This window comes from Streptomyces sp. NPDC030799, assembly GCF_055572255.1.
In genome coordinates this window covers 427,032-450,542 of record NZ_JBVIDS010000006.1, presented here as the reverse complement: position 1 = coordinate 450,542, position 23,511 = coordinate 427,032, and the positions used below count along the sequence as shown (strand labels likewise).

Here is a 23,511-nt window from a genome sequence, read left to right as displayed (position 1 = left end):
TGACCCGATGCTCGCATTCCTGCTCGCCCTGCTGATGGGCCTCGGCGTCTGGGGCGCCTTCGCGGGCGTCCGCATGTACCGCGCGGACGCGAAACTCCCCGGCGACCTGGCCGTGGCCCTTGAGGTCGGCGCCACCCGCACCGGCGCGGTGGGCTCGGTCATCGACCGGATGGGCATGCGCTACGCCCCCGCCGTGCTGCGCCTGATGGGCCCGCGCCTGGTCGCCAAGTACCGCCGCAGGATCGACCTCGCGGGCAACCCCGGAGGCCTGACCATCGACCGCTACGCGGCCCGCCGCGCGGTGTACGGCGCACTGGGCGGCGTGGGCTTCCTCGTCTTCCTGCTCCGCGGCCAGTGGTTCGTGGCCCTGCTCCTCCTGCTCTTCGGGGCGTTCTGGACGGAGGTCGGCATCTGGTCGGCGATCCGGGTCCGCAAGGACGTCATCGAGCGCACCCTGCCGGACTTCCTGGACGTGCTGGCGGTGGTGGTCAGCGCGGGGCTCGGCTTCCGCCAGGCACTGGACCGGGTGGCCTCCCGCTACGAGGGCCCCTGGGCGGACGAACTGCACATCACCCTCCGCCAGATGGACCTGGGCATGAGCCGCCGCCAGGCCTTCGCGGAACTGCGGCGGCGGAACGACTCGGAACAGGTGGCGATGTTCGTGACGGCACTGCAGCAGGGGGAGGAGCTGGGCGCGCCCATCGTGGACACGTTGGTCTCCCTGGCCAAGGACATGCGCCGCACCGACGCGCAGAACGCCCGCCGCAAGGCCGCCCGCGCGGTGCCCAAGGCCACGCTGATGATCACCACGTTCATGGTCCCGGCCACCATGCTCCTGCTGGGCGCGGGCCTGATCCTCGGCTCCGGAGTGGACTTCGGCTCCCTCACGGGGAAGTGAGGCGGACATGACGGTGACGGGGTGGACGGGGCGTGGAGGGAGTTCGCTCTTCGAGGGCCGCCTGAGCCGGCTGAAGGGGAGGGCGGGCCGGTTCCCACGGCGCCGGAGCTCGACCGCCGGTACGACGCAGCACGCCACCCCCTCCGCCACTGCCGAACCCTCGGAGAAGATCCAGGTCAGCGCGTTGCAGGCGATGTGCCGGCAGGTCTTCGGGTTCCGCCTGGCCATGATCGCCCTGGCCGCGCCCGCCGCCCTGCTCAACGCGGCCCCCGGCCTGGGCGTACGCCTGGTCGGCGCGGCCGTGGTCGTCACCTTCATGGTGTCCTACGTCCTCTTCCGCGACTGGGAACGCTTCGGCCCGCTCCTCCTGCGCCACCCGAGCCTCCTGGCCGCCGACACCGTCTTCGGCTCGTTCCTTCTGATCTCGGCCGGCCCGGACACCACCCTGGCCTACGTCAGCGTCTGCACCCCGCTCCTGGCAGGCCTGGTCTACAGCTGGCGCGGCGCTGCGTTCTTCGCCTCGCTCCAGTCCCTGATCCTGCTGCTGGTCCACGCCACCCTGAAGGCCGACCGCCACGCGCCGGTCGCCGAGGCGTTGCTCCTGCCCGGCCTGTGCGTCATCGCCGGGGCCATGGGCTCGACGTTGCGCAACCTGATGCTCCGCTTCGGTGCGGCGACCCAGGCCCTGACGACGGTCCGGGCCCGCCTGGCGGCGGCGGAGGCGGTGAGCGCGGAACGCGCCCGGCTGGCCCGCGAGATGCACGACTCCGTGGCCAAGACCCTCTACGGCGTGGCCCTCGCGGCGGACGGCCTGGCGGCGACGGCCTCGGCGGACGCTCCCGACCCCGACCGCATCCGGCAACAGGCGGAACTGGTGTCCCGCTCGGCGCGCAGGGCGGCGGCCGAGTCGAGGGAACTCCTGACGGACCTGAGACGAGAGCGCCCGGACGCACCGGGGGAGACAACCCCGTGGTCGGAACTGTGGGCGTCGGCCCGTGACTTCGCGCAGCGCACCGGCCTCCGCGTCACCTGCTCCTGGCCGCCGGCCCCGCATGCGGACCCCACGCCACCGGCGCTTCCCCCGTTGCCCGCGCCCGTGGCCCGCAACCTCTTCTCCATCGCCATGGAAGCGCTGGAGAACGCCCACCGGCACGCGGGCGCGACCCGCGTCGACGTCCACGCGGCGGTGTACGGCAACGTGCTGCGCCTCACGGTCCACGACGACGGCCGGGGCCTGCCGCCCGGCACGACGCTCGAACGACTCCGTGACCGTGGCCACTTCGGTCTGCTCGGCATGGTGGAACGCGCCGCACAGGCGGGCGCCCGGATCCGTATCGGCCGAGGCGGCCACGAACGGGGCACGGAGGTCCGCGTGGAACTCCCCCTGCCGGCCCCGCACCATCCCGGCCCAACCCCCGAAAGCCCCTGAGAGGAGGCAGACCATGCAGCACAGTCACCCCTGGCCGGAGCCCTGCGCGCCGCCGCCTCCCCCGCTGCGGCTGTTGGTGGCCGACGACAACCCCGTGGTCCGGGCGGGTCTGACGGCCCTGCTCTCGGGCCGCGAGGACACCACGGTGGTGGCGGAGGCCGCGGACGGCCGCGAGGCCTACGAGGCCGCCCTGCGACACCGTCCCGACGTGATCCTCCTCGACGTCCGCATGCCCGGAGTCGACGGAATCTCGGCATTGCCGCACCTGGTGCGGCTGGCGCCGGTCATGATGCTCACCTACAGCCACGAGCCGGAGACCGTGCGGGAGGCGCTGCGGCTGGGGGCGGGGGGATACCTGGTGCACGGCGAGTTCACGACGGAGCAGTTGGTGCGGGCGGTGCGGGATGTCGGCGAGGGGCGGCCGCATGTGACACCGGGGGCGGCAAAGGCGTTGCTGACCGACCTGCGATCGAGTGCACCTGCACACGCGGAACTCCAAGTACCGGCCGATTTAGGGAAAACCCCCGTCCAAACTCTTTCGCAACTGCAATCCTCTATGGAAGACTCGGCCCGTTCACGTTCCCGGCTGAGTACGAGGGAGGCGGAGATCATGGACCTCATCGCGTCCGGCATGACCAACCAGCAGATCGCCGCCGCCTGCTTCATCTCCGAGAAGACGGTCAAGAACCACATCAACCGCATCTTCGCCAAACTCCAGACCACCACCCGGTCGCAGGCGGCCGCGAAGTGGTTGGGGGTGGCCTGAGGTGGAGGCGCGGGGAAGCGGCAAGGGCCGTGAATGGGTCCGGGGTTGGGCCCTGGGACCCTCCGACGGGGCCCGGCTCCCGGCATACGTTTTCCGGATCGGAGGCGAACCCGGAGGGGACCACCATGAGCAACTGGTTCAACACCACCGTCGCATACCTGCAGGCCCGTGTTGCTCGCAGCGACAGGGGGCAGACCGCGGTGGAGTACCTCGGCATCATTGCGGTGGTGGTGGCGATCGTGTTGGCGATCACGGGGACGAGTATCGGGCAGACGATCTTCGATGCGATCAGGAACAAGATCACCGAGGTCACCGGCGGCTGATTCCTCCATATCGCGACGCGGGGCAGGCCTTCCCCATCTACCTCACGGTGGTGGCAGGCCTGCTCTTTCTTGCGCTGGCCTACCTTGCCGTCGGACAGGCGGCCGTGAACCGGAGCGGGGCTCAGACGGCGGCGGACGCGGCGGCGCTGGCGGCGGCTCAGGACGAGCGGGGCCAACTGACGGATCAGTGGGTCAAGGCGCTGCGTGATCCGACACGGTGGCCGGACATCTTCGACGGGAAGGTGATGCTCGACAACCCCGACCACCCGTGCCGACGGGCCGGCCAACTCGCGACAGAGAACGATGCCTCGCTGGGGCACTGCTTTGTGCCGGCCCTGCTCAAATACCAAGTCGACGTGACGACGAACAAGACCGTTGGTCGCTCCGTCGTACCCGGTAGCGAGAAATACCAGTCAACGGCTCACGCGACAGCCGAGGTCCAACGCCGCTGTTGGTTCAAGCTCGCCGCCGTTGGTGCCGAGCTGCCCGATCTCGCCTGCAAGGACGGCAAGGTCTGGCATCTCAAACCGGACGACACCACAGGGCTCCCGAAGCCCGAAGACCTCTTCGACGTCCACCTGGCCAACTCACCGGTGAACGAACAATGACGAAGGAAGCGGAGCGATGAGCATTCGGTTCACTGCGAAGGCCTGCAGGGGGATGGTCGCATTGACCGTTGCGGCTGGTCTGGCCGTGGGTGTGGCCGGTTGCGGTGGAGGTGGCAGCGACGACAAGGAGCCGAAGAGTTCAGCGTCCGCTTCCGGCACCTCTCGCTCCGGCCCGAGCACCCAGGAGGGGCAGTCGGAACAGCCGCTGGCCGAACTGAAGGGTTCGGACGGCCTGCTTCTCCAGATCGGCTCCGCGCAACGGGACTCCGGTGGCTTCGTCACGGTGAACGGCACCCTGAAGAACGATGGCGCAAAGGATCTACTCATCCCGGCCGCCCTCAGCGGCAATGAAACCGAGATCACCAAGAACGGCCCGTCCCTGGGCGGAGCAACCCTCGTGGACTCGAAAGGGAAGAAGCGCTACTACGTACTGCGCGACACAGACGGCCGCCCGCTCACCACAACCGGCCTGGGCACGCTCAAGGGAGGCCAGTCGCTGCCGGTCTTCATGCAGTTCCCTTCACCACCCGACGACACCAATGAGCTGACCCTCCAACTGCCCACCTTCTCCAGCGCCACCATCAAGATCTCCGGGTGAAGCCAAGTGACCACCCCCCGCCTCCCCGCCACCCTCGCCCTCACCGCCGCCCTCCTCCTCACCGCCACCCCCGCCCACGCCGGCGACACGGACCCGAGTCAGCCCCCCGGCACCGCCCCCTCCGCCGCCGCGCCCGTCAAAATCGACCCCACCGACCCCGACCTGAAGCTCCCCGAGGGCGCCACCCTCGCCGCGCCCAAGGTGCTGGACATCAAGTCGGTCGTCGAAGACCAGAGCGGGGACGAGCGCCGCGAGGACACCAACGCCGATGTCACCTTCGCGCTTCAGGCCGAAGTCCTCTTCAGCAAGGACAGCGCCAGGCTCGGCGACGAGGCGAAGGCCCGTATCGCCACCATCGCCGAAGAGATCAAGAAACAGAACGCGACCCGGGTCCGCGTCTTCGGCTTCACCGACAACCTCGGCTCGTCCGCCCACGGCGACATCCTGTCCAGGCAGCGCGCCAACGCCGTACAGGCCGTCCTTGACCAGGACCTGAACGACCCGGACATCACCTTCGAGGTCCGCGGCTACGGCGAGCAGTACCCGATCGCCGACAACTCCACGGAGGAGGGCCGGAGGAAGAACCGACGGGTCGAGGTGTCCTTCCCGCGTTCGGGCGGCTGACTCAGGCACCCGCCGAGACGACGAGAAGCGGAGCCCCTACCCCGCCTCCACCGTCACTCGCACTCCCCTCTGCAGTCCCCACCCCGCCATGGTCCCCGCCTCCGCCTCCAGTACGTGCCGTGCCCGCAGGCGGGGGCGGCCCAGACGGCCGGGCTGCATGGTGCGGACGGCCAGGACGGTCAGCTGGCGGTCCAGGTAGGCGACGTCGATGGGGATGCGCATCCCGAACGTGTGCACTCCGCCGGCCGGTGACAGCAGCATCGCCCCGGCGATCGAGTCCCGGCCCAGGAGCCCTCTTGTCCGCGCCCGGTACGAGGCCGCGATCTCCAAGGGAAGGGCCACCGGGTCTTCCCCTCCCTCGCTCCCCGGCACGATCAGCTTTCCCGCGCCGTCCCGCCAGCGACGTCCCATGGCTCCCCTCAGTGACACTCGGCTCCTCGGCTCCTCGCCCCTCGACGCCGCCAACTCTCCTCCCGGACAATCCGGTTGTCATCTCCCTTCCTCCCCACTAGGCAGAGCCCAATGACTGGACTCGGTGTCGTGTTCCGCCCCCAGCTACCGCCCGAGCGTCTGCGGGCCGTCGCCCGTGCCGCGGACGACGTGGGGCTCGAAGAACTGTGGCTGTGGGAGGACTGCTTCCTGGAGGGCGGTATCTCGACGGCCGCCGCGGCGCTCGCGTGGACGGAGCGCGTGCGCGTGGGTGTCGGGCTGCTGCCCGTGCCCCTCAGGAACGTCGCCGTGACCGCGATGGAGACCGCGTCCCTGCACCGGATGTTCCCCGGCCGCGCGACCGTCGCCGTCGGGCACGGCGTGCAGGACTGGATGGGGCAGGTCGGGGCACGGGCCGACTGGCCGCCGGAGCGTGCCGTGCCGGTCTTCGCCGGCGGCACCGGGCCACGTACGCTCCGCCTCTCCGGCGCCAAGGCCGACGGTACGCTCCTCACCGCCGTCACCTCCCCGGACGGCGTACGACAGGCCCGGCGGCTCATCGAGGAGGGGCAGCGGGAGGCGGGGCGCGGCGAGCCGCACAAGGTCGTCGTCCATCTGCTGGCCGCCACAGGTCCCGACGCCGAGGCCCGCCTGCGGGCCGAACTCGCCGCCGATGGGCTGGAGTCGGCCACGGACGTGGGCGTGGCAGGGGATGCGGGCGCCGTGGCCGCGGCCGTACGACGGCTCGCCGAGGCCGGTGCCGACACCGTCGTGCTGCAGCCGACCGGGGACGAGCCCGACCCGGAGGGATTCGTGCGTTTCGCCGCGGAGGCGGTCCGGCCGCTGGTGCCGTAATCGCAGGTCGCGAGGCATTGTCAGTGGCCGCTGCCACACTGCCTGGCATGACGGACGAGCGCGATGAGCACAGCGAAGTGAGCCTGCGCGGTGTCACGGACGACGACCTGTTCGTCTTCCTCACCCATGAGCACGACCCGGATGCGGTCCGGCGGTCGAGGTTCACGCCCCGGCCCCGGGACGCCTTCCTGCGGCACTGGCGGCAGCGCGTGCTGGGCGATCCCGACTGTCTCGTGCGGACGGTCACCGTGGGCGGGGAGGTCGCCGGGAACGTCGTCTCCTGGACGCAGGAGGACGGGCGGCGGTACGTCGGGTACTGGCTGGGGCGGCCGTACTGGGGGCGTGGCGTCGGCACCCGCGCGCTCGGTCTCTTCCTGGAGCTGGAGCGCGTACGGCCCCTGTACGCCGATCCGTTCCGCGGCAACGCCGCGTCCGTTCGTCTGCTGGAGAGACACGGCTTCGAGCGGGCGGGCACCGTCCGGCACGGGGAGGACGAGCACATCCTGCTGGTCCTGCACCCCGCCGCGCGCCCGGAAGCGACCCCATGACCTCGATCCCCGCGCCCCGGCAGCTCCCCGGTCGGTCGGTGTCATCGGGCGGAAATCGGCAGGCCGCGTCGGCGGCATCCTGCGATCATGGAGGGCATGGCAGTGCAGCGTTCCTTCGAAGACCTCGTCGCCGAGGGTGCTGCCGTGCCGACCGAGGGGTGGGACTTCTCCTGGTTCGAGGGGCGGGCGAGCGAGGAGCGGCCCTCATGGGGATACGCCGTGTCGGCGGGGGAGCGGCTGGCCGGGGCCGAGGCCGTGCTCGACATCCAGACCGGTGGCGGTGAGGTGCTGGACTTCGCCCTCGCCACCGCAGCCCCGGCCCGGCCGGTGCTCGTCGCCGCGACGGAGGGCTGGCCGCCGAACGTGACCAGGGCCACCGCCCTGCTGCGGCCGCGCGGCGTGGTGGTCGTCGCCGCCCCTCAGGACGCGCCACTGCCGTTCGCCGACGAGGCGTTCGACCTGGTGCTCAGCCGGCATCCGGTGCGCCCGCACTGGGACGAGATCGCGCGGGTGCTGCGGCCCGGCGGCCTGTACTTCGCCCAGCATGTCGGACCGGCCAGCGCCTTCGAGCTGGTCGAGCACTTCCTCGGGCCGCAGCCGCAGGAGGTGCGGACCGCCCGGGACCCCGAGCGGGAGCGGGCCGATGCCGAGGCGGCCGGACTGGAGGTGGCGGGGCTGCGGGCGGAGCGGCTGCGGATGGAGTTCCACGACATCGCCGCCGTCGTCCATTTCCTGCGCAAGGTGGTGTGGATGGTCCCGGGCTTCACGGTGCAGGCCTACGAGCCTCAACTGCGTGCACTGCACGAGCGGATCGAGCAGGAGGGCCCCTTCGTGGCGCACAGCTCCCGGCATCTCTTCGACCTCCGCAAGCCGGCGCGCTGAAGCAGTTTCCACATTGTTACCGGCTCTGGTTCACATCCGCCCCACCCGTCACGTAAGTTCAGACCAAGGTTATTCGCGCAAGCAAAGCTGCGCGGGCGGCACCGCGCAGTGGAGGGGGCTGCGCGGTGCCGTGAAACCGGGGATCCTCCCGCTTGCTGTAGCGGAACCGTCAAGTCAGGATTCGCCGACCGGGTAGCCCGTCGGGGGGACCCTGGGGGCAGCCCGTCGATCCGCCCTCAAGATGGCGCAAACCTTCCGGAATCTCTCTGAATCATTTCGTATCCGACCGGTGTTCCCTGGAATTCCGTGGTGAACCGGCCAGGGGACCTCTCTGAATCCGCCATTCCGCGACCAGCGGGGCGTCGCCGGGCGACTTCGGAGAGTAGTTGTGCGCCGCCGATGCACCCACCATCCCTTACGAAGGGTTATGGTGGAAACCCCCCCTCGGGCCGGTCCGTCTCCCCCCCACGGACCGGCCCGTTTTTCGTCCCCGGCGGACGGCGGGCCTCTCGCCGGGAACTCCGGGAACCTCCGGGCACGCGACGAGCGTTCCCCCTCAGGGGCGCGGGACTGTGCCGACATGCGGCCTTCGCCGCGAGGGCGCGTTCGACCACCACGCAGCCGCACCCGACGGCGAAACCGCACCCACCCCGATGCCCAATCCCCAAACCCCGAGCCAGAACCGAGCCCCCAGCGGGGGTAGGCTCAACGGCTCGGGCAACCGTACGCACCGACCCCCACGCCAAACCCCCGGAGGGCCACGTGAACCTGCGCGACAACCTGCGCAGCCTGCTCGTCAGGCTCTACGCACGCCGGGTGGAGGGCCACCTGGACCACGACCAGGTGCCCAAGCACATCGGCGTCATCATGGACGGCAACCGCCGCTGGGCGAAGGCGTCCGGCTCCACCACCGTCCACGGCCACCGGGCCGGCGCCGAGAAGATCGAGGAGTTCCTCGGCTGGTGCACCGAGACCGACGTCGAGGTGGTCACCCTGTGGCTGCTGTCCACGGACAACTTCGACCGGCCCCAGGAGGAACTGGTCCCGCTGCTCGGCATCATCGAGGACGTCGTCCGCACCCTCGCGGCCGACGGCCGCTGGCGCGTCCACCACGTCGGCACGACGGACCTGCTGCCGGCCGGGATGCAGCGCACCCTGAAGGAGGCCGAGGAGGCCACCGCCCCCATCGACGGCATACTCGTCAATGTCGCCATCGGGTACGGCGGGCGGCAGGAGATCGCCGACGCCGTGCGCTCCATGCTCCTCGACGCCCAGGACAAGGGTGTGACGATGGAGGACCTCGCCGAGTCCGTCGACATCGACATGATCGGCCGTCACCTCTACACCGGCGACCAGCCCGATCCGGACCTCGTCATCCGCACCAGCGGCGAACAGCGGCTGTCCGGATTCATGCTGTGGCAGACCGCGCACTCCGAGTACTACTTCTGCGAGGTCTTCTGGCCCGCCTTCCGCAAGGTCGACTTCCTGCGCGCCCTGCGCGACTACGCCGCACGTCACCGCCGTTACGGCGGCTGAGTCACACCGAACGCCCCGTCGGCCGCCGCGCCGGCGGGGCGTTCGCCTTACCCCGATTCGGGCGGATGTAACGAGGAGTTCACCGGCACGCCGTTGGCCACTTTTGCATGGCGGTGCATGTTCGAGGGCATAAGCCAAGCAGGTCGACACCCGAACCACGGGTGTCGGATCTCAGCGGGCGGCTCGGGGCCGTCCGCCCGGGAGGCCCTTTGCACCAGCCCGATCGTGCGGTCACTGCACGGAAGCAGCCGCGGAGGGCCGGTTCGCGGCCCGCCGTACGCGGGGGCCAGACACCGGTCCAGCTCAGCCTCGTCGCTCCCCGACCTCATCCGAGGGGGTACGTCCTTCCGTGGTGACCAGCACAAAGCGCCACAAGCCAGACCGGCGCACCTATGTTCTCGACACCAGCGTCCTGCTGGCCGACCCGAACGCCCTGACCCGCTTCGACGAGCACGAGGTCGTGCTCCCCATCGTGGTGGTCACGGAGCTGGAGGCCAAGCGGCACCATCCGGAGCTCGGCTACTTCGCCCGCCAGGCCCTGCGCCTGCTGGACGACTACCGGGTGAAGAACGGTCGCCTCGACGCCCCCATCCCGATCGGGGAGCTGGGCGGGACCGTCCGTGTCGAGCTCAACCACTCGGACCCCAGCGTGCTGCCCACCGGCTACCGCCTGGGGGACAACGACTCCCGCATCCTCGCGGTGGCCCGCAATCTGCAGGCCGAGGGGTACGACGTCACGGTCGTGTCGAAGGACCTGCCGCTGAGGATCAAGGCGTCCTCCGTGGGACTGCTCGCCGAGGAGTACCGGGCCGAACTCGCCATCACGGAGAACTCCGGCTGGACCGGAATGTCCGAACTGACGCTGCCCGGCGAACAGGTGGACATCCTCTTCGAGGAAGGCCATGTGTATGTCCCGGAGGCCTCCGACCTCCCCGTGCACACCGGCCTGACCATCCAGTCCGAGCGCGGCAGGGCCCTCGGCCGCATCACCGCCGAGGGCAACGTCCGCCTGGTGCGCGGGGACCGGGAGGCGTTCGGCATCAAGGGCCGCAGCGCCGAGCAGCGCATCGCGCTCGATCTGCTCCTCGACCCGGACGTGGGTATCGTCTCGATGGGCGGCCGGGCCGGCACCGGCAAATCGGCGCTGGCGCTGTGCGCGGGCCTGGAGGCGGTCCTGGAGCGCCGCCAGCACCAGAAGGTGATGGTCTTCCGGCCGCTGTACGCGGTCGGCGGGCAGGAGCTGGGCTATCTGCCGGGCAGCGAGGCGGAGAAGATGAGCCCGTGGGCGCAGGCCGTCTTCGACACGCTGTCCGCGGTCACCAGCCGCGAGGTCATCGAGGAGGTCACCGCGCGCGGGATGCTGGAGGTGCTCCCGCTCACCCACATCCGCGGCCGATCGCTGCACGACGCGTTCGTGATCGTGGACGAGGCGCAGTCGCTCGAACGGAACGTCCTTCTCACCGTTCTGTCCCGAATCGGCGCGAACTCACGGGTGGTTCTCACCCATGACGTGGCACAGCGGGACAATCTGCGTGTCGGTCGCTACGACGGTGTGGTCGCGGTCGTGGAGAAGCTGAAGGGGCACCCGCTCTTCGCGCATGTCACGCTGACCCGGTCCGAGAGGTCCCAGATTGCTGCGCTTGTGACCGAAATGCTGGAGGACGGTCACATCTGACCCACCTCGTACGGAAGTTGGCGCCGTCCGGCAAAGGGCCAAGAGCCTAGCCGGGCGGCGCCTCGGCGTGTGGAGCTTTCCGAAAATCCCGGGGGCCAAACGGGATGTGAGCTTTCACACTCAACGCAGAATTGCCACCCGGCGTCCGGTTACGGCAGAGTCTCAGTCCTGTCAGGCCCCGCATACGACACAGCTGTACCCCCAGCGGTACGGCGCCCCAGAAGCACCACCAACTCCATAGAGTTCGTCGTATGCCGCCCGAGCACCACGCGGCGCTCCCTCACGGGGAGTTGCCCACCGGGCCCGTGCCTCCCGTGACCCCGCAGTTGGGAGGCCAGTGTCAGGGGCACGATTGCGTCCGCCAGGGTCACCGAAGCGGGCGATGCTGGAAGGAAACCGTGTGAGCCGGATTTCGGTCCGGGGATTCGCAGTGGCCTCGGCCACCGCGGTCACCGCCGTCGGAAGCGTCGTCGGAGTTGCCTCGGGCAGCGTCGCGCAGCAGAACAACAACGACGCCGAGGCGACGGCAGCCGACACCACGCTCCTCGCGGACATACCCGCGGGCCAGCAGGCCCAGGTGCAGTCCGCGTCCCTGACGCAGCAGGCCGACGCCCAGGCCATCGCCGCGGACGCGAGCGCCAAGAAGGACGCCGAGGCGGCGGCCCGCAAGGCAGCTGCCGAGACCGCGATCGCGAAGAAGCAGGCGGCCGAGCAGGCGGCCAAGGAGGCCAAGGAGCGCGCCGAGGCCAAGAAGGAAGCGGCCAGCCGCTCCGCCGCGCGCGATTCCTCCAGCTTCCCGGTCCAGAGCAGCTACAGCGTCGCGCAGATCCAGGCGATGGCGCGTCAGATGGTGGCCGGCGACCAGTTCCAGTGCTTCAGCAACATCGTGGACCACGAGTCCAGCTGGAACTACCAGGCGGTCAACGCCTCCTCCGGTGCCTACGGTCTCTTCCAGGCCCTGCCCGCCGGCAAGTACGCCTCGGCCGGTGCCGACTGGCGGACCAACCCGGCCACGCAGATCAAGTGGGGCCTCAACTACATGAACAGCCGGTACGGCAGCCCCTGCCAGGCCTGGTCGTTCTGGTCGGCCAACCACTGGTACTGACCCGGCCGGCCCCGCTCAACCTCGCGCAGCCCCTCCCCGTCCTCAGGTGAGGGGCTTTCGCCCTGTACGGTCGTACCCGGCATACCTCCAGGGGGAGGAGAGGTGGCGAGCACGCGGGGACGCGGGGGAAGAGGACGGATCATGTCGCGAGTGCCAGGATGGCTCGGCCGGCTGGGCGCCGGTCTCACCGAGATGAGCGAGCGCCTGGACGAGCGCCGCGCGGAGGTGGAGCAGGACAGCGATCCGCTCGCCGCGTCCGAACCTGCCGCCCCGGCCGCCGTCGAGACCCCGCCCCCCGCCCGTCGGCCCGCACCCCCGGCCGGCGGCCCCCGCCCCGATCCTGCCGAGGCCGTGCCCTGGGGCGTCCGGGTGGCGGCCGAGGCCGGCTGGCGGCTGCTGGTCCTGGCCGGCACCGTCTGGGTCCTGATGCGTGTCATCAGCGCCGTCCAGCTGGTGGTGTTCGCCTTCGTCATCGCTCTGCTGGTGACCGCGCTGCTGCAGCCGACGGTCGCCCGGCTCACCCGCCGCGGAGTGCCCCGCGGCCCGGCCACCGCGCTCACCGCGATCAGCGGGTTCGTCGTCATCGGGCTGATGGGCTGGTTCGTGACCTGGCAGGTCATGGAGAACATCGACACGCTCTCCACCCAGATCCAGTCCGGCATCGACGATCTGCGCGACTGGCTGCTGAAGAGCCCCTTCCACGTCACCGACAAGCAGATCAACCAGATCGCGAAGAACCTCCGCGAGGCGATCGGCGCCAACGCCGACCAGATAACGTCGGCGGGCCTGGAGGGCGTTCAGGTCATCATCGAGACCCTCACCAGCATCCTGCTGGTGTTCTTCTCGACGCTGTTCCTGCTCTACGACGGCAAGCGCATCTGGGAGTGGTTCCTGAGGCTGGTGCCCGCCGCGGCCCGCCCGGGCGTGGCAGGCGCCGGCCCGCGCGCCTGGAGCACCCTGACCGCCTATGTCCGCGGCACGGTGCTGGTCGCGCTGATCGACGCCATCTTCATCGGTATCGGCATCTACTTCCTGGACGTGCCGATGGCCGTCCCGCTGGCCGTCTTCATCTTCCTGTTCTCCTTCATCCCGCTGGTCGGCGCGGTCGCCTCCGGCGCGCTCGCGGTGATCGTGGCGCTGGTGACCCAGGGCGTCTTCACGGCCGTCATGACGCTGATCGTCGTCCTCGCGGTGCAGCAGATCGAGGGCCACGTCCTGCAGCCGTTCATCCTCGGCCGCGCGGTCCGCGTCCACCCGCTGGCGGTCGTCCTCACGGTCGCGGCCGGCGGCATGGTGGCCGGCATCGGCGGCGCGGTGGTGGCCGTACCGCTGGTGGCGGTGACGAACACGGTGGTGGGGTATCTGCGGCAGTACTCGGAGGAGCTGCAGCAGCAGAAGTCCGCCGCCCCGGCCGAGGACGAGGCCGTGGGCCGGAACGCGGAAGACCCCGCCCACCAAGGGTGAGCGGGGCCTTCACGGGACCGCTTACTCGGCCAGCACGGCCTCTGCGTCCAGCGTGACACCGACCGCCTGGATCACCGAGGCGATCTTGAACGCCTCCTGGACGACCTCGCGCTCCACGCCGGCCTTGCGCAGCACCTGCTCGTGCGAGTCCAGGCACAGGCCACAGCCGTTGATCGCGGAGACCGCGAACGACCACAGCTCGAAGTCGACCTTCTCCACGCCCGGGTTGCCGATGACGTTCATCCGCAGACCGGCGCGCAGGGTGCCGTACTCGTGGTCCGACAGCAGGTGACGCGTCCGGTAGAAGACGTTGTTCATCGCCATGATCGCGGCGGCCGACTTGGCGGCCGTGTACGCCTCCGGCGTCAGGTTCGCCTTCGCCTCCGGCTCCAGCTCACGCAGCACGATCGGGGAACGGGAGGCGATGGCGGTCGCCAGCACCGTGCCCCACAGCTGCTGCGCCGGCAGCTCGGAGTTGCCGATGACCGAGCCCAGGTTGAGCTTGAGGTCCTTGGCGTAGTCCGGGACGCGGGACTTCAGCGAGTCGAGCGACATGGGTCACTCACCAGCCAGCAGCGCGACCGGGTCCAGGGTGTTCTCGCCCTTGTTCCAGTTGCACGGGCACAGCTCGTCGGTCTGCAGGGCGTCCAGGACCCGCAGGACCTCCTTGGGGTTACGGCCCACGGAACCGGCGGTGACCATCGTGAACTGGATCTCGCGGTTCGGGTCGACGATGAAGACGGCGCGCTGCGCGAAGCCGTCCTCGCCCTCGATGCCCAGCTCGCGCATCAGCTCGTGCTTGGAGTCGGCCATCATCGGGAACGGCAGGTCCGTCAGGTCCGGGTGGTCCTTGCGCCAGGCGTGGTGGACGAACTCAGAGTCACCGGAGAAGCCGAGGATCTGGGCGTCGCGGTCGGCGAACTCGTCGTTCAGCTTCCCGAACGCGGCGATCTCGGTCGGGCACACGAATGTGAAATCCTTGGGCCACGCAAATACCACCAACCACTTGCCCTCGTAGGACTTGTGGTGGATCTGCTCGAACTCCTTGCCCTTCTCCAGCGAGACGCAGGCGGTCAGTTCGAACTCGGGGAACTTGTCACCGACAGTGAGCACACGCTCTCCTTGCAGCGAAGAATCACCCCTTTTGGGGGCTTTTCTCATTGGGTTGGACATTGTTGATGTTGGCACGGCGCGCATTGATTAGGGAAATAGCTACACTTGGTCAGGTTGATCGGAGGTGGTTATCAGTGACGGTGGGTAGCGGAAAGCGAAGGCAGCCGAGCCTCGCACAACTGCGTGCCTTCGCCGCCGTCGCCGAGTATCTGCACTTCAGGGACGCGGCGGCCGCCATCGGGATGAGCCAGCCCGCACTGTCGGGCGCGGTCTCGGCACTGGAGGAGACCCTCGGGGTGACCCTCCTTGAGCGTACGACGCGCAAGGTGCTGCTCTCGCCCGCCGGTGAGCGCCTCGCCGTACGGGCGAAGGCGGTGCTGGACGCCGTGGGGGCGCTGCTGGAGGAGGCCGAGGCGGTCCGGGCGCCCTTCACCGGAGTCCTGCGCCTCGGGGTGATCCCCACGGTCGCGCCGTACCTCCTGCCGACCGTGCTGCGGCTGGTCCACGACCGCTACCCGCACCTCGACCTCCAGGTGCACGAGGAGCAGACGGCCAGCCTGATCGACGGCCTGGGCTCCGGCCGTCTCGACCTGCTGTTGCTGGCGGTCCCGCTCGGCGTGCCCGGTGTCGTCGAACTCCCCCTGTTCGACGAGGACTTCGTGCTCGTCACCCCGCTCGACCACTGGCTCGGCGGTCGCGAGGGCATCCCGCGCGAGGCCCTGAAGGAGCTGAACCTGCTGCTCCTGGACGAGGGTCACTGCCTGCGCGACCAGGCCCTGGACATCTGCCGGGAGGCGGGACGGGAGGATGCGCCGGTGACGACCACGGCCGCCGGGCTCTCGACGCTGGTCCAGCTGGTCGCGGGCGGCCTCGGCTGCACGCTGCTGCCGCGTACGGCCCTGAAGCTGGAGACCACGCGGAGCAGCCAGCTCCTCACCGGTTACTTCGCCGAGCCGGCCCCGAGCCGCCGGGTCGCTTTCGCGATGCGGGCGGGGGCGGCGCGCTCCGCGGAGTACGAGGAGCTGGCCGCGGCGCTGCGGGAGGCCCTGGGCGCGCTGCCGGTTCGGGTACTGGACTGAGCGCTCCTGAGGGGCGTGGGGCTGTGTCTGACATGCGGCTACCGCCGCATGGGCGCGACCGGCCCCACCGGCCCGCAGCCGCGTGTGGCCCCGGAACCGCCCTCCCCGAAGCGCTCACCGGCTACTCCGTCCGCAACCCCTCCGGCCGCATCAACCGCACCAGCGGCGGCAGGCTCAGCAGCGTGACCGTGAGGACCACCGCCGCACCCGCGCCGGTCATCGACAGCACGCTCGGCCAGTCCACGCTCACGGTTGTGCCCACCATGTTCAGCAGCACCGCGCCCAGCGTCAGCCCCATGGCCATGGCGAGCAGCAGGCCCAGGGCGATCGGGATCGCCGTCTGCCAGAGCACCGACATGCCCAGGGTGCGCCGCCGGGTGCCGAAGGCGACCAGCGCCGACAGCAGCTTCCTGCGCTCGCGCAGCTGCTCCAGCTGGGAGACCAGCAGGCTCACACCGATCAGCGCGAGCACACAGATGGCGCCGGCGAAGGTTCCGGTGCGGATGGAGGTGAACTGAGCCGACCGGTCGATGCTCGAGTACACCATCGCGTCCGCCAACGGGTCGAGCCGCGCCGCCGTGTTGCGGACGTAGTCGTGCACGTCCGGCACCGACTCGTCGAGCGAGAGGTACATGGCTCCGGTCAGCGCGCTGCTCAACCGGCCGGGTACGGCGGCCGGTGTCATCAGCACACCGCTCTCCTTGATCCCGTTCGGGCTGGTGATCGCGCGGGCCTGCTTCAGCCCGTTCGGCACGGTCCACACGATGTCGTGGCCGTCGTGCAGGCCGTCGCTCGTGTTGGCGTGGAGGGTGCGGCCCGGACGGACGAGCTTCACCAGGTCGGCGTCCCGATCCCCGCCGGTCGCCGCGAAGACGTCCCCGTCGTGGCAGCTCGGCAGGTCGGCCACCTCGCGCAGCGCGGTGCAGGTGCCGACGGTGAGGCCGACGGAGTTCTCCGGCCCCTCGTCGGAGCGGAAGCGCCGGTCGCCGAGCTCGGTGCTGCCCAGCGCGGTCGCCTTCCGCACGCCCTTGGTTGTGGCGAACTTCTCGACGGCCGGGAGGAAGGGGAGGCCCCGCGAAAGGTTGACCTGCATCTGCACCCGGTCGGTGTCCTGCCCGGTGGACTTGGTGAAGTCGCCCTGGACGCCCGCGAACAGCATCTGCAGCGCGATCGCCCCGGCCACCGCGACCGCGATGCCGTTCACCATGCGGGCCGCCGAACCGCTGCTCAACTGCAGCCGTCGTACGGCCAGTTGCCAGGCCACCCCACCGCGTCCGAGCCGGGCCACCGCCGCCTCGACGGCCCAGGGCAGCAGCGCGGTCAGGCCGAGGAGCAGCAGCAGGACGCCGCCGATCACCAGGTAGCGGTTGAAGTCGCCCTGGCGGCCCTGTCCGATCATCGGCGCGAGGCACGCCAGTCCGCCCAGCGGCAGCAGCAGCCGCCACCACAGCCGGCGGCGCCTGGGCCTGGCCGTACGGACCACGCCCAGCGGCTCGATGACCACCCCGCGCAGCGCGAACAGCGTGACCAGCACCGCCGCCGCCGGCACGGCGACCGCGACCAGGGCGGCCAGTGCCGGGGAGGGGTCGAGATAGCTGGGGAACACGCTGATGCCCACGATCTCGACCGAGCCCGCGAGCTGCCGGCCGAGCAGGAAGAAGACGGTGCCGAAGACCAGTCCGACCAGGGAGCCGGCGAGCGCCTCGCCCGCCGCGATCCGCCGGGTCATCCGGCTGTCGGAGCCGACCAGCCGCAGCGCGGCCAGCCTGCGGTCGCGCCGCTCGCCACCGAACCGTACGGCCGTGGCGATGAACACGGCGACCGGCGTCAGCAGCACCACGAAGACGACCAGCATCAGCAGCAGCAGGATCGGGTCCGCCTTGTCGGGCGGTGTCTCCTGCGGTGGTCCGAAGCGGGTGATACGGGCCGTCCGCCAGCCGTTGATGCGCGGGGCCAGGTCCTTGGCCCCGGCGTAGTAGGCGAGATCGTGCGAGCCGATGAGCCCGGACTCACCGATCGTGCCGACGATCCGGAACGGCAGCCGCTCGCGCAGCAGCTTGCCGGAGTCGGAGCCGAGGAGGTCCTTCAGCGCGGGCGAGACGACCATCTCGCCCGGCGCCGGGTACTTCGCCAGGCCCGGTGCGAGCGGTGCCTGCGGCCCCTCCGGTTCCACCAGCCGGCCGCGGACGTCGCTGCCGCGGTAGGTCGTGTCGGTGTCGGAGATCACCAGGGTGTTCGCGGCCTTCGGCCGGTACGGCCCGTAGGTGTAGTCCATGCGGGCGTCGTTGCGTTGGTCCCGTACCGCCAGCGCGTTCGGAATCGCGGTGGTCAGCAGCAGCAGCGCCACGCCGAGGCCGACGCCGACCGCCGTCAGCAGCATCCGGATCCAGCCCTCGCGCCCGCCGGCGAACGCGAACCGCATCCCCATGCCGAGATCGCGCGACCACTGCCGCAGCTTCATATGGCGCGCTCCATGTCCCGGGACTTGCCGTCGCGTACGACGATCTCGCGGTCGGAGTAGGCGGCCACCCGCGCCTCGTGCGTGACCAGGACGACGGCCGCGTTGGTGGAGCGGGCCGCGTCGGTCAGCAGCTCCATCACGCGCTCGCCGTTGAGGGAGTCGAGGGCGCCGGTCGGCTCGTCGGCGAACAGCACCCGGGGCCCGGTGACCAGCGCCCGCGCCACCGCGACGCGCTGCCCCTGGCCGCCGGAGACCTCGCCGGGCCGCTTGCCCTTGAGGTCGTCCACCTCCAGCCGTTCCATCCAGGTGAGCGCGGCCCGCTCGGCCTCCTTGCGGGAGGTGCCGTTCAGCCGCAGCGGCAGCGCCACGTTCTCCACGCAGGTCAGCTCCGGGACGAGCTGGCCGAACTGGAAGACGAACCCGAACTCGCTGCGCCGCAGCGCGCTGCGTTCGGTGTCGCTCATGCCGGTCAGTTCCCGGCCGTCGTAGGTGATCGACCCCGAGTCGGGCGGCACGATCCCGGCGAGGCAGTGCAGCAGTGTCGACTTGCCGGAACCGGAGGGGCCCATGACGGCGACGACCTCGCCGGGGTGGATGGAGAACTCGGCGCCGTCGAGCGCGACCGTCGGGCCGTAGGCCTTGCGCAGGTTGTCGGCGGCGAGCAGGGAGCCGGGGGGAGGGGTCATCGGGCCACCGCCTCACGGAGCTTGTCCAGACGGGCCGCGGTCAGTTCCAGCCAGCGCAGGTCGGCCTCCAGATGGAACAGCGCGTGGTCGCAGATCAGCTGGTCCGCGAGGTCGCCCTTGCGCTTGCGGTCGGTCAGGATCCGCATGCTGCGCAGGTGCTCGGCACGCTGGGTGTCGAGGATGAGGGAGGCGTCGCGGTGGGTGAGCAGGGCGAGGACGACCTTGGTGTACAGGGTCGACTGCAGATACTCCTCGGGCTTCTCCGGGGTGCCGAGCCACCGGTCGACGTCGGTGATGCCGGCGTCGGTGATGGCGTACCGCTTGCGCTCGGGGCCGTCGCCCGCCTCGATCCCGTCGACTTCCACGAGGCCGTGCTTCAGCAGCCGGGACATCGTGGAGTAGACCTGGCCGTAGTGGAGCGGCCGGTCGTGACCGAACTTCTCGTCGAAGGCCCGCTTGAGGTCGTAACCGTGACGCGGGCCGGACTCCAGGAGCCCTAGGAGCGTGTGACCGATGGACATGCAGGGCACTCTACACAGGGTGTATACGCCGCATGTATACGTCGCGTGCACAAGCCATGGCGGGCAGTACGGTGCTGCAGGTGAGGGCCCATTGTCACGGTTACGACACAGGGGGCCTGCCCCTGCGCGGCAGCGGGCCGGTGTCCTTCGGCAGCCGTCCCGCCTCCGCCAGTGCCTTCCTGAGGAGGAACTCGATCTGCGCATTGGCCGACCGCAGCTCGTCCCCGGCCCAGCGGGCCAGCGCCTCGTAGACCGACGGGTCCAGCCGCAGCAGCACCTGCTTGCGCTGCTGCGGCCGTCGCTTCGGAGCTTCCGAAGGGTCCGTCACTGGTAGAGGGTCCCGGTGTTGAGGACCGGTTGCGGGGCCCGGTCCCCGCACAGCACAACCATCAGGTTGGACACCATCGCCGCCTTCCGCTCCTCGTCCAGTTCCACGATGTCCGCCTCGGCTATCCGGCCGAGCGCCGCCTCGACCATGCCGACCGCCCCGTCGACGATCTGACGCCGTGCGGCCACGACCGCGCCCGCCTGCTGCCGCTGGAGCATCGCCGAGGCGATCTCGGGAGCGTACGCGAGATGCGTGAAGCGGGACTCGATGATCTCGACTCCGGCCGCCTCCACGCGCACTTGCAGCTCCACGGCCAGCTTCTCGGTGATCTCCTCGGCGTTGCCGCGCAGCGACAGACCGTCCTCGTCGTGGGCGTCGTAGGGGTACTCGATCGCGATGTGCCGTACGGCCGTCTCGGTCTGCGTGGCCACGAACTCGGCGAAGTCGTCCACCTCGAAGGTGGCCTGCGCGGTGTCCTGGACCTTCCAGACCACGACCGCGGCCAGCTCAATCGGGTTGCCGTAGGCGTCGTTGACCTTCAGCACGGCCGTCTCGTGGTTGCGCACCCGGGTGGAGATCCGGGTCCGCGAGGTGAAGGGGTTGACCCAGCGCAGGCCGTCCTGCCGGATGGTGCCCCGGTACCGCCCGAAGAGCTGGACGACCCGGGCCTCTCCGGGCGCGACCGTGTTGAGGCCGCGCAGCGCGATGACGGCGGAGAGGAAGACGAGGACACCGCCGACGATCAGCCCGCCCCGAAGGGCGGAGCCGTGGGCCGCCGAGCCGCCGCCGATCAGGGCGAAGGCGGCGCCGAGCCCGAGCAGGCCGAACAGCAGGGCGAGCCCGCCGCCGATGCTGTGGGCCGCGAACTCCCGCACGTGGGGCGCGGGCATCTCGGGTACGTCGGCGGTGGCGGCCGGGTCGTGTGCGGACATGGTGGTCCCCGTTTCTCATGAGGCCTGCACCGGCAGGTCTAGCTTGCTTCTAGCTAAGTGATATCACTTTTCGCGGTCGAAGCAACCCTGGGGCCGCCAGGACCGTCGGTTCCCTCGGGGCAGGTGCTGATTCTCACGTCCGTAAAAGAACGGATCGGACGCCCTTTGTCATATAGGTGAGTGTTAGCTTTCGGAGCTGACCCCGAGACGGAAGCGAGCGTAGGGACCCATGGGACGAGCGGAAGAGAGACGAGCGCGACAGCGCGGCGGCCGCCGCGCGGCGCCCAAGCGCCGCCCCTCCGCGCCCATGGCGGCCGCCCCGGCCGACGGCAAGCCGCCCAAGGGCCGAATACGCCGGCTGTTCACCTGGAAGAAGGTGCTCGGCACGTTCTTCGGGCTCTGTCTGCTGGTGATCGCGGCCTTCATCGGGCTGTACATGTACGTGGACATCCCGAAGGGCAACGCCGACGCCCAGTTGCAGAGCAACATCTACAAGTACAGCGACGGCACGATGCTCGCCCGCACCGGCCAGCTCAACCGGGAGAGCGTCGACCTCTCCGAGGTCCCCAAGGACGTCCAGCGCACCTTCGTCGCGGCCGAGAACAAGAGCTTCTACCACGACTCCGGCATCGACCTGAAGGGCACCGCCCGCGGTGTGCTCAACACCGTCATGGGACGCGGCACGCAGGGCGGTTCGACGATCACCCAGCAGTACGTCAAGAACTACTACCTGGACCAGAACCAGACCGTCTCGCGCAAGCTGAAGGAACTGGTCATCTCGCTGAAGCTGGACCGCCAGAAGTCCAAGGACTACATCCTCGCGGGGTACATCAACACCAGCTACTACGGCCGCGGCGCCTACGGCATCCAGGCCGCGGCGCAGGCGTACTACCACAAGGACGCCAAGGACCTGAAGGTGCAGGAGGGCGCCTACCTCGCCGCGCTGCTGCAGGCGCCGAACCAGTACGACTGGGCGCTCGCGAGCGACACCGGCAAGAAGCTGGCGAAGGCCCGCTGGAACTACGTCCTGGACAACATGGTCAAGCAGCACTGGCTGGACGCGGGCAAGCGCCAGGCCCTCACGTTCCCGGAACCGAAGGCACCCAAGGCGGCACCCGGCATGAAGGGACAGACCGGCTACCTGGTGGACGCGGCCAACGCGGCGCTGGAGAAGCGGCTGGTCGCCCAGGGCCAGGCCGCCACCATCGGTGACGCCGAGGCGCTGGTGAAAAAGGGCGGCTGGACCATCACGCTCAACATCGACAAGAAGAAGCAGCACCAGCTGGAGCAGGCCGTCAAGGACCAGCTGACCGGCCGGCTGAACGCCAAGAAGCGCCCCGTCGACGGCAACGTCCAGCCCGGTGCCGTGTCCGTCGACCCGAAGACGGGCAGGGTCCTCGCCATGTACGGCGGCGCGGACTACTTCAAGCACTACCGCAACAACGCGACCCGCACCGACTACCAGCCCGCCTCCACCTTCAAACCGGTGATCCTGGCCGCCGCACTGGCCGAGGGGGCCACGACGCAGGACGGCCAGCCCATCACGGCGAGCACGATCTACGACGGCACCAGCGGCCGCCAGGTCGTGGACCACGGCCGCAAGGTCGGCTTCGGCCCGCCGAACGAGGACCACGCCGACTACGGCCCCATCACCGTCCAGAAGGCCATGAACCAGTCCGTCAACTCCGTCTTCGCGCAGATGGGCATCGACGTGGGCATGGACAAGGTGATGGAGGTCGCCGGCAAGCTCGGCATGGACACCCAGGGCATGGAGCCGGTTCCCGCGCAGACGCTGGGCTCCATGGGCGCGAGCCCGCTGGAGATGGCCGGCATCTACGCCACCCTCGACAACCACGGCAAGAAGGTCACCCCGGCGATCATCAAATCGGCCGACCACAAGGATCGCACAGTCAGCCTCCCGGACCCGATCGGCGACCAGGTGATCCCCGAAGAGGCCGCCGACACGGTCACCTCCGTGCTCACCGGCGTGGTCGACGACGGTACGGCCAGTACGTCGGTGGCGGCCAACCCGGCGCGCGACGGCCAGCAGGTCGCCGGCAAGACCGGTACGTCCGACAAGAACAAGTCAGCCTGGTTCACCGGCTACACGCCCGGCCTCGTCACCTCGGTCGGCCTGTTCGGCGAGGACTCCAAGACCCACGCGCAGGTGCCGCTGACCGGCGCGACCGGCCTGCTCGACACCCTGGGCCGCCCCGCCCGTATCAACGGCGGCAGCATTCCGGCGAAGATCTGGGCCGCCTACACCTTCGAGGCGATGGACGGCGTCACCAAGTTCGACCTGAACACCACCCAGGGCGCGGCGATCCAGCCGACCGTGCCGCCGTCGCACTCCCAGACGCCGTCCAGCACGCCGTCGCACACGCCGACCAGCAAGGCGCCCAAGCCGTCGCACTCGCCGCACCACCCCAAGCACTCGCACAAGCCGACCGAGCCGCCGACGAGCCCGCCGCCCACCCAGCCCACGACCGAGCCGCCGACGACCCAGTCGCCGACGGACCCCGTCACGCCCGAGGACCCGCTCGACCCCGGCAAACAGTAGAAGAACGTGAGGGAGGGGGGGGGGGGGGGGGGGGGGGGGGGGGGGGGGGGGTGGGGGGGGGGGGGGGGGGGCGGGGGGGGGGGGGGGGGAA

Annotated in this window: 24 protein-coding genes; 16 read left to right on the top strand and 8 right to left on the bottom strand. The window is 70.2% G+C overall.

The features are described 5' to 3' along the window. The first annotated feature begins 7 nt into the window (after positions 1-7). The 7 genes from ACZ41I_RS18130 to ACZ41I_RS18100 all read left to right on the top strand — a co-directional run bounded on the left by ACZ41I_RS18130 (position 8) and on the right by ACZ41I_RS18100 (position 5,246). A complete protein-coding gene (locus ACZ41I_RS18130; RefSeq protein ID WP_468514562.1) occupies positions 8-898 on the top strand; it encodes a DUF5936 domain-containing protein in 891 nt (296 codons plus the stop codon). A 7-nt stretch (positions 899-905) separates the two neighbouring features. Beyond that, the gene (locus ACZ41I_RS18125) at positions 906-2,327 is read left to right on the top strand and encodes a sensor histidine kinase (RefSeq protein ID WP_468514561.1); all 1,422 of its coding nucleotides are present in this window, start codon (positions 906-908) and stop codon (positions 2,325-2,327) included. A 13-nt stretch (positions 2,328-2,340) separates the two neighbouring features. Continuing rightward, the gene (locus ACZ41I_RS18120; RefSeq protein ID WP_468514560.1) at positions 2,341-3,093 is read left to right on the top strand and encodes a response regulator; all 753 of its coding nucleotides are present in this window, start codon (positions 2,341-2,343) and stop codon (positions 3,091-3,093) included. 125 nt (positions 3,094-3,218) lie between these two features. After that, positions 3,219-3,416: a Flp family type IVb pilin gene (locus ACZ41I_RS18115; protein ID WP_468514596.1), complete on the top strand. Its 198-nt coding sequence runs from the start codon at positions 3,219-3,221 to the stop codon at positions 3,414-3,416. Then, positions 3,413-4,024, top strand: coding sequence for a pilus assembly protein TadG-related protein (locus ACZ41I_RS18110; protein WP_399764848.1), 612 nt, complete (start codon positions 3,413-3,415; stop codon positions 4,022-4,024). The genes ACZ41I_RS18115 and ACZ41I_RS18110 overlap by 4 nt, the downstream gene beginning before the upstream one ends. Positions 4,025-4,040: 16 nt before the next feature. Beyond that, complete coding sequence (locus ACZ41I_RS18105) at positions 4,041-4,622, top strand: hypothetical protein (RefSeq protein WP_363217446.1); 582 nt, start codon at positions 4,041-4,043, stop codon at positions 4,620-4,622. Positions 4,623-4,628: 6 nt separating this feature from the next. After that, positions 4,629-5,246, top strand: coding sequence for an OmpA family protein (locus tag ACZ41I_RS18100; RefSeq protein ID WP_468514559.1), 618 nt, complete (start codon positions 4,629-4,631; stop codon positions 5,244-5,246). A 36-nt stretch (positions 5,247-5,282) separates the two neighbouring features. On the opposite strand, the gene ACZ41I_RS18095 is transcribed toward ACZ41I_RS18100, so the two are convergent. After that, positions 5,283-5,657, bottom strand: a complete 375-nt coding sequence (locus tag ACZ41I_RS18095; protein WP_468514558.1) for a DUF192 domain-containing protein — start codon at positions 5,655-5,657, stop codon at positions 5,283-5,285. A 75-nt stretch (positions 5,658-5,732) separates the two neighbouring features. Between ACZ41I_RS18095 and ACZ41I_RS18090 the strand changes: the two genes are divergently transcribed. The 7 genes from ACZ41I_RS18090 to ACZ41I_RS18060 all read left to right on the top strand — a co-directional run bounded on the left by ACZ41I_RS18090 (position 5,733) and on the right by ACZ41I_RS18060 (position 13,740). Next, on the top strand, positions 5,733-6,530 hold the full coding sequence (locus ACZ41I_RS18090; RefSeq protein WP_468514557.1) for an LLM class flavin-dependent oxidoreductase: 798 nt from the start codon (positions 5,733-5,735) through the stop codon (positions 6,528-6,530). 47 nt (positions 6,531-6,577) lie between these two features. After that, complete coding sequence (locus ACZ41I_RS18085) at positions 6,578-7,078, top strand: GNAT family N-acetyltransferase (RefSeq protein WP_468514556.1); 501 nt, start codon at positions 6,578-6,580, stop codon at positions 7,076-7,078. 96 nt (positions 7,079-7,174) lie between these two features. Then, a complete protein-coding gene (locus ACZ41I_RS18080; protein WP_468514555.1) occupies positions 7,175-7,960 on the top strand; it encodes a class I SAM-dependent methyltransferase in 786 nt (261 codons plus the stop codon). Between the two features lie 762 nt (positions 7,961-8,722). Continuing rightward, positions 8,723-9,496 carry an isoprenyl transferase gene (locus tag ACZ41I_RS18075; protein ID WP_363217440.1) on the top strand — a complete coding sequence of 258 codons (774 nt, stop codon included), beginning with the start codon at positions 8,723-8,725 and terminating at the stop codon, positions 9,494-9,496. A gap of 349 nt (positions 9,497-9,845) precedes the next feature. Further along, on the top strand, positions 9,846-11,171 hold the full coding sequence (locus ACZ41I_RS18070; protein WP_363217439.1) for a PhoH family protein: 1,326 nt from the start codon (positions 9,846-9,848) through the stop codon (positions 11,169-11,171). 400 nt (positions 11,172-11,571) lie between these two features. Beyond that, positions 11,572-12,276, top strand: a complete 705-nt coding sequence (locus tag ACZ41I_RS18065) for an aggregation-promoting factor C-terminal-like domain-containing protein (protein WP_363217438.1) — start codon at positions 11,572-11,574, stop codon at positions 12,274-12,276. A gap of 141 nt (positions 12,277-12,417) precedes the next feature. Then, a complete protein-coding gene (locus ACZ41I_RS18060; protein WP_399764125.1) occupies positions 12,418-13,740 on the top strand; it encodes an AI-2E family transporter in 1,323 nt (440 codons plus the stop codon). 21 nt (positions 13,741-13,761) lie between these two features. Here the strand turns inward: ACZ41I_RS18060 and ACZ41I_RS18055 are convergent, their stop codons facing one another. Next, positions 13,762-14,295: an alkyl hydroperoxide reductase gene (locus ACZ41I_RS18055; RefSeq protein ID WP_363217436.1), complete on the bottom strand. Its 534-nt coding sequence runs from the start codon at positions 14,293-14,295 to the stop codon at positions 13,762-13,764. Positions 14,296-14,298: 3 nt separating this feature from the next. Further along, complete coding sequence (locus ACZ41I_RS18050; RefSeq protein WP_363217435.1) at positions 14,299-14,853, bottom strand: peroxiredoxin; 555 nt, start codon at positions 14,851-14,853, stop codon at positions 14,299-14,301. A 134-nt stretch (positions 14,854-14,987) separates the two neighbouring features. Between ACZ41I_RS18050 and ACZ41I_RS18045 the strand changes: the two genes are divergently transcribed. Beyond that, the gene (locus ACZ41I_RS18045; protein ID WP_468514554.1) at positions 14,988-15,932 is read left to right on the top strand and encodes a LysR substrate-binding domain-containing protein; all 945 of its coding nucleotides are present in this window, start codon (positions 14,988-14,990) and stop codon (positions 15,930-15,932) included. A gap of 121 nt (positions 15,933-16,053) precedes the next feature. Here the strand turns inward: ACZ41I_RS18045 and ACZ41I_RS18040 are convergent, their stop codons facing one another. From ACZ41I_RS18040 to ACZ41I_RS18020, 5 genes are all read right to left on the bottom strand, one after another. Beyond that, complete coding sequence (locus ACZ41I_RS18040; RefSeq protein ID WP_468514553.1) at positions 16,054-18,393, bottom strand: ABC transporter permease; 2,340 nt, start codon at positions 18,391-18,393, stop codon at positions 16,054-16,056. Then, positions 18,390-19,079: an ABC transporter ATP-binding protein gene (locus ACZ41I_RS18035; RefSeq protein WP_363217432.1), complete on the bottom strand. Its 690-nt coding sequence runs from the start codon at positions 19,077-19,079 to the stop codon at positions 18,390-18,392. Before ACZ41I_RS18035 ends, ACZ41I_RS18040 begins: the two co-directional genes overlap by 4 nt. Then, positions 19,076-19,600, bottom strand: coding sequence for a PadR family transcriptional regulator (locus ACZ41I_RS18030; protein ID WP_363217431.1), 525 nt, complete (start codon positions 19,598-19,600; stop codon positions 19,076-19,078). The genes ACZ41I_RS18035 and ACZ41I_RS18030 overlap by 4 nt, the downstream gene beginning before the upstream one ends. A gap of 100 nt (positions 19,601-19,700) precedes the next feature. Next, a complete protein-coding gene (locus ACZ41I_RS18025) occupies positions 19,701-19,979 on the bottom strand; it encodes a hypothetical protein (protein ID WP_399764135.1) in 279 nt (92 codons plus the stop codon). Beyond that, on the bottom strand, positions 19,925-20,860 hold the full coding sequence (locus ACZ41I_RS18020) for an SPFH domain-containing protein (RefSeq protein ID WP_363217429.1): 936 nt from the start codon (positions 20,858-20,860) through the stop codon (positions 19,925-19,927). Before ACZ41I_RS18020 ends, ACZ41I_RS18025 begins: the two co-directional genes overlap by 55 nt. Before the next feature lie 229 nt (positions 20,861-21,089). Here ACZ41I_RS18020 and ACZ41I_RS18015 point away from each other — a divergent pair, with 229 nt between their 5' ends. Then, positions 21,090-23,420 (top strand): transglycosylase domain-containing protein, encoded by a 2,331-nt coding sequence (locus ACZ41I_RS18015; protein WP_468514552.1) that lies wholly within the window; start codon positions 21,090-21,092, stop codon positions 23,418-23,420. Positions 23,421-23,511 lie beyond the last annotated feature (91 nt).

Coding starts and splice junctions, on each gene's coding strand:
- ACZ41I_RS18130 (WP_468514562.1), top strand. CDS start 8: ATGCTCGCATTCCTGCTCGCCCTGCTGATGGGCCTCGGCGTCTGGGGC.
- ACZ41I_RS18125 (WP_468514561.1), top strand. CDS start 906: ATGACGGTGACGGGGTGGACGGGGCGTGGAGGGAGTTCGCTCTTCGAG.
- ACZ41I_RS18120 (WP_468514560.1), top strand. CDS start 2,341: ATGCAGCACAGTCACCCCTGGCCGGAGCCCTGCGCGCCGCCGCCTCCC.
- ACZ41I_RS18115 (WP_468514596.1), top strand. CDS start 3,219: ATGAGCAACTGGTTCAACACCACCGTCGCATACCTGCAGGCCCGTGTT.
- ACZ41I_RS18105 (WP_363217446.1), top strand. CDS start 4,041: ATGAGCATTCGGTTCACTGCGAAGGCCTGCAGGGGGATGGTCGCATTG.
- ACZ41I_RS18095 (WP_468514558.1), bottom strand. CDS start 5,657: ATGGGACGTCGCTGGCGGGACGGCGCGGGAAAGCTGATCGTGCCGGGG.
- ACZ41I_RS18085 (WP_468514556.1), top strand. CDS start 6,578: ATGACGGACGAGCGCGATGAGCACAGCGAAGTGAGCCTGCGCGGTGTC.
- ACZ41I_RS18080 (WP_468514555.1), top strand. CDS start 7,175: ATGGCAGTGCAGCGTTCCTTCGAAGACCTCGTCGCCGAGGGTGCTGCC.
- ACZ41I_RS18060 (WP_399764125.1), top strand. CDS start 12,418: ATGTCGCGAGTGCCAGGATGGCTCGGCCGGCTGGGCGCCGGTCTCACC.
- ACZ41I_RS18055 (WP_363217436.1), bottom strand. CDS start 14,295: ATGTCGCTCGACTCGCTGAAGTCCCGCGTCCCGGACTACGCCAAGGAC.
- ACZ41I_RS18040 (WP_468514553.1), bottom strand. CDS start 18,393: ATGAAGCTGCGGCAGTGGTCGCGCGATCTCGGCATGGGGATGCGGTTC.
- ACZ41I_RS18035 (WP_363217432.1), bottom strand. CDS start 19,079: ATGACCCCTCCCCCCGGCTCCCTGCTCGCCGCCGACAACCTGCGCAAG.
- ACZ41I_RS18030 (WP_363217431.1), bottom strand. CDS start 19,600: ATGTCCATCGGTCACACGCTCCTAGGGCTCCTGGAGTCCGGCCCGCGT.
- ACZ41I_RS18020 (WP_363217429.1), bottom strand. CDS start 20,860: ATGTCCGCACACGACCCGGCCGCCACCGCCGACGTACCCGAGATGCCC.
- ACZ41I_RS18015 (WP_468514552.1), top strand. CDS start 21,090: ATGGGACGAGCGGAAGAGAGACGAGCGCGACAGCGCGGCGGCCGCCGC.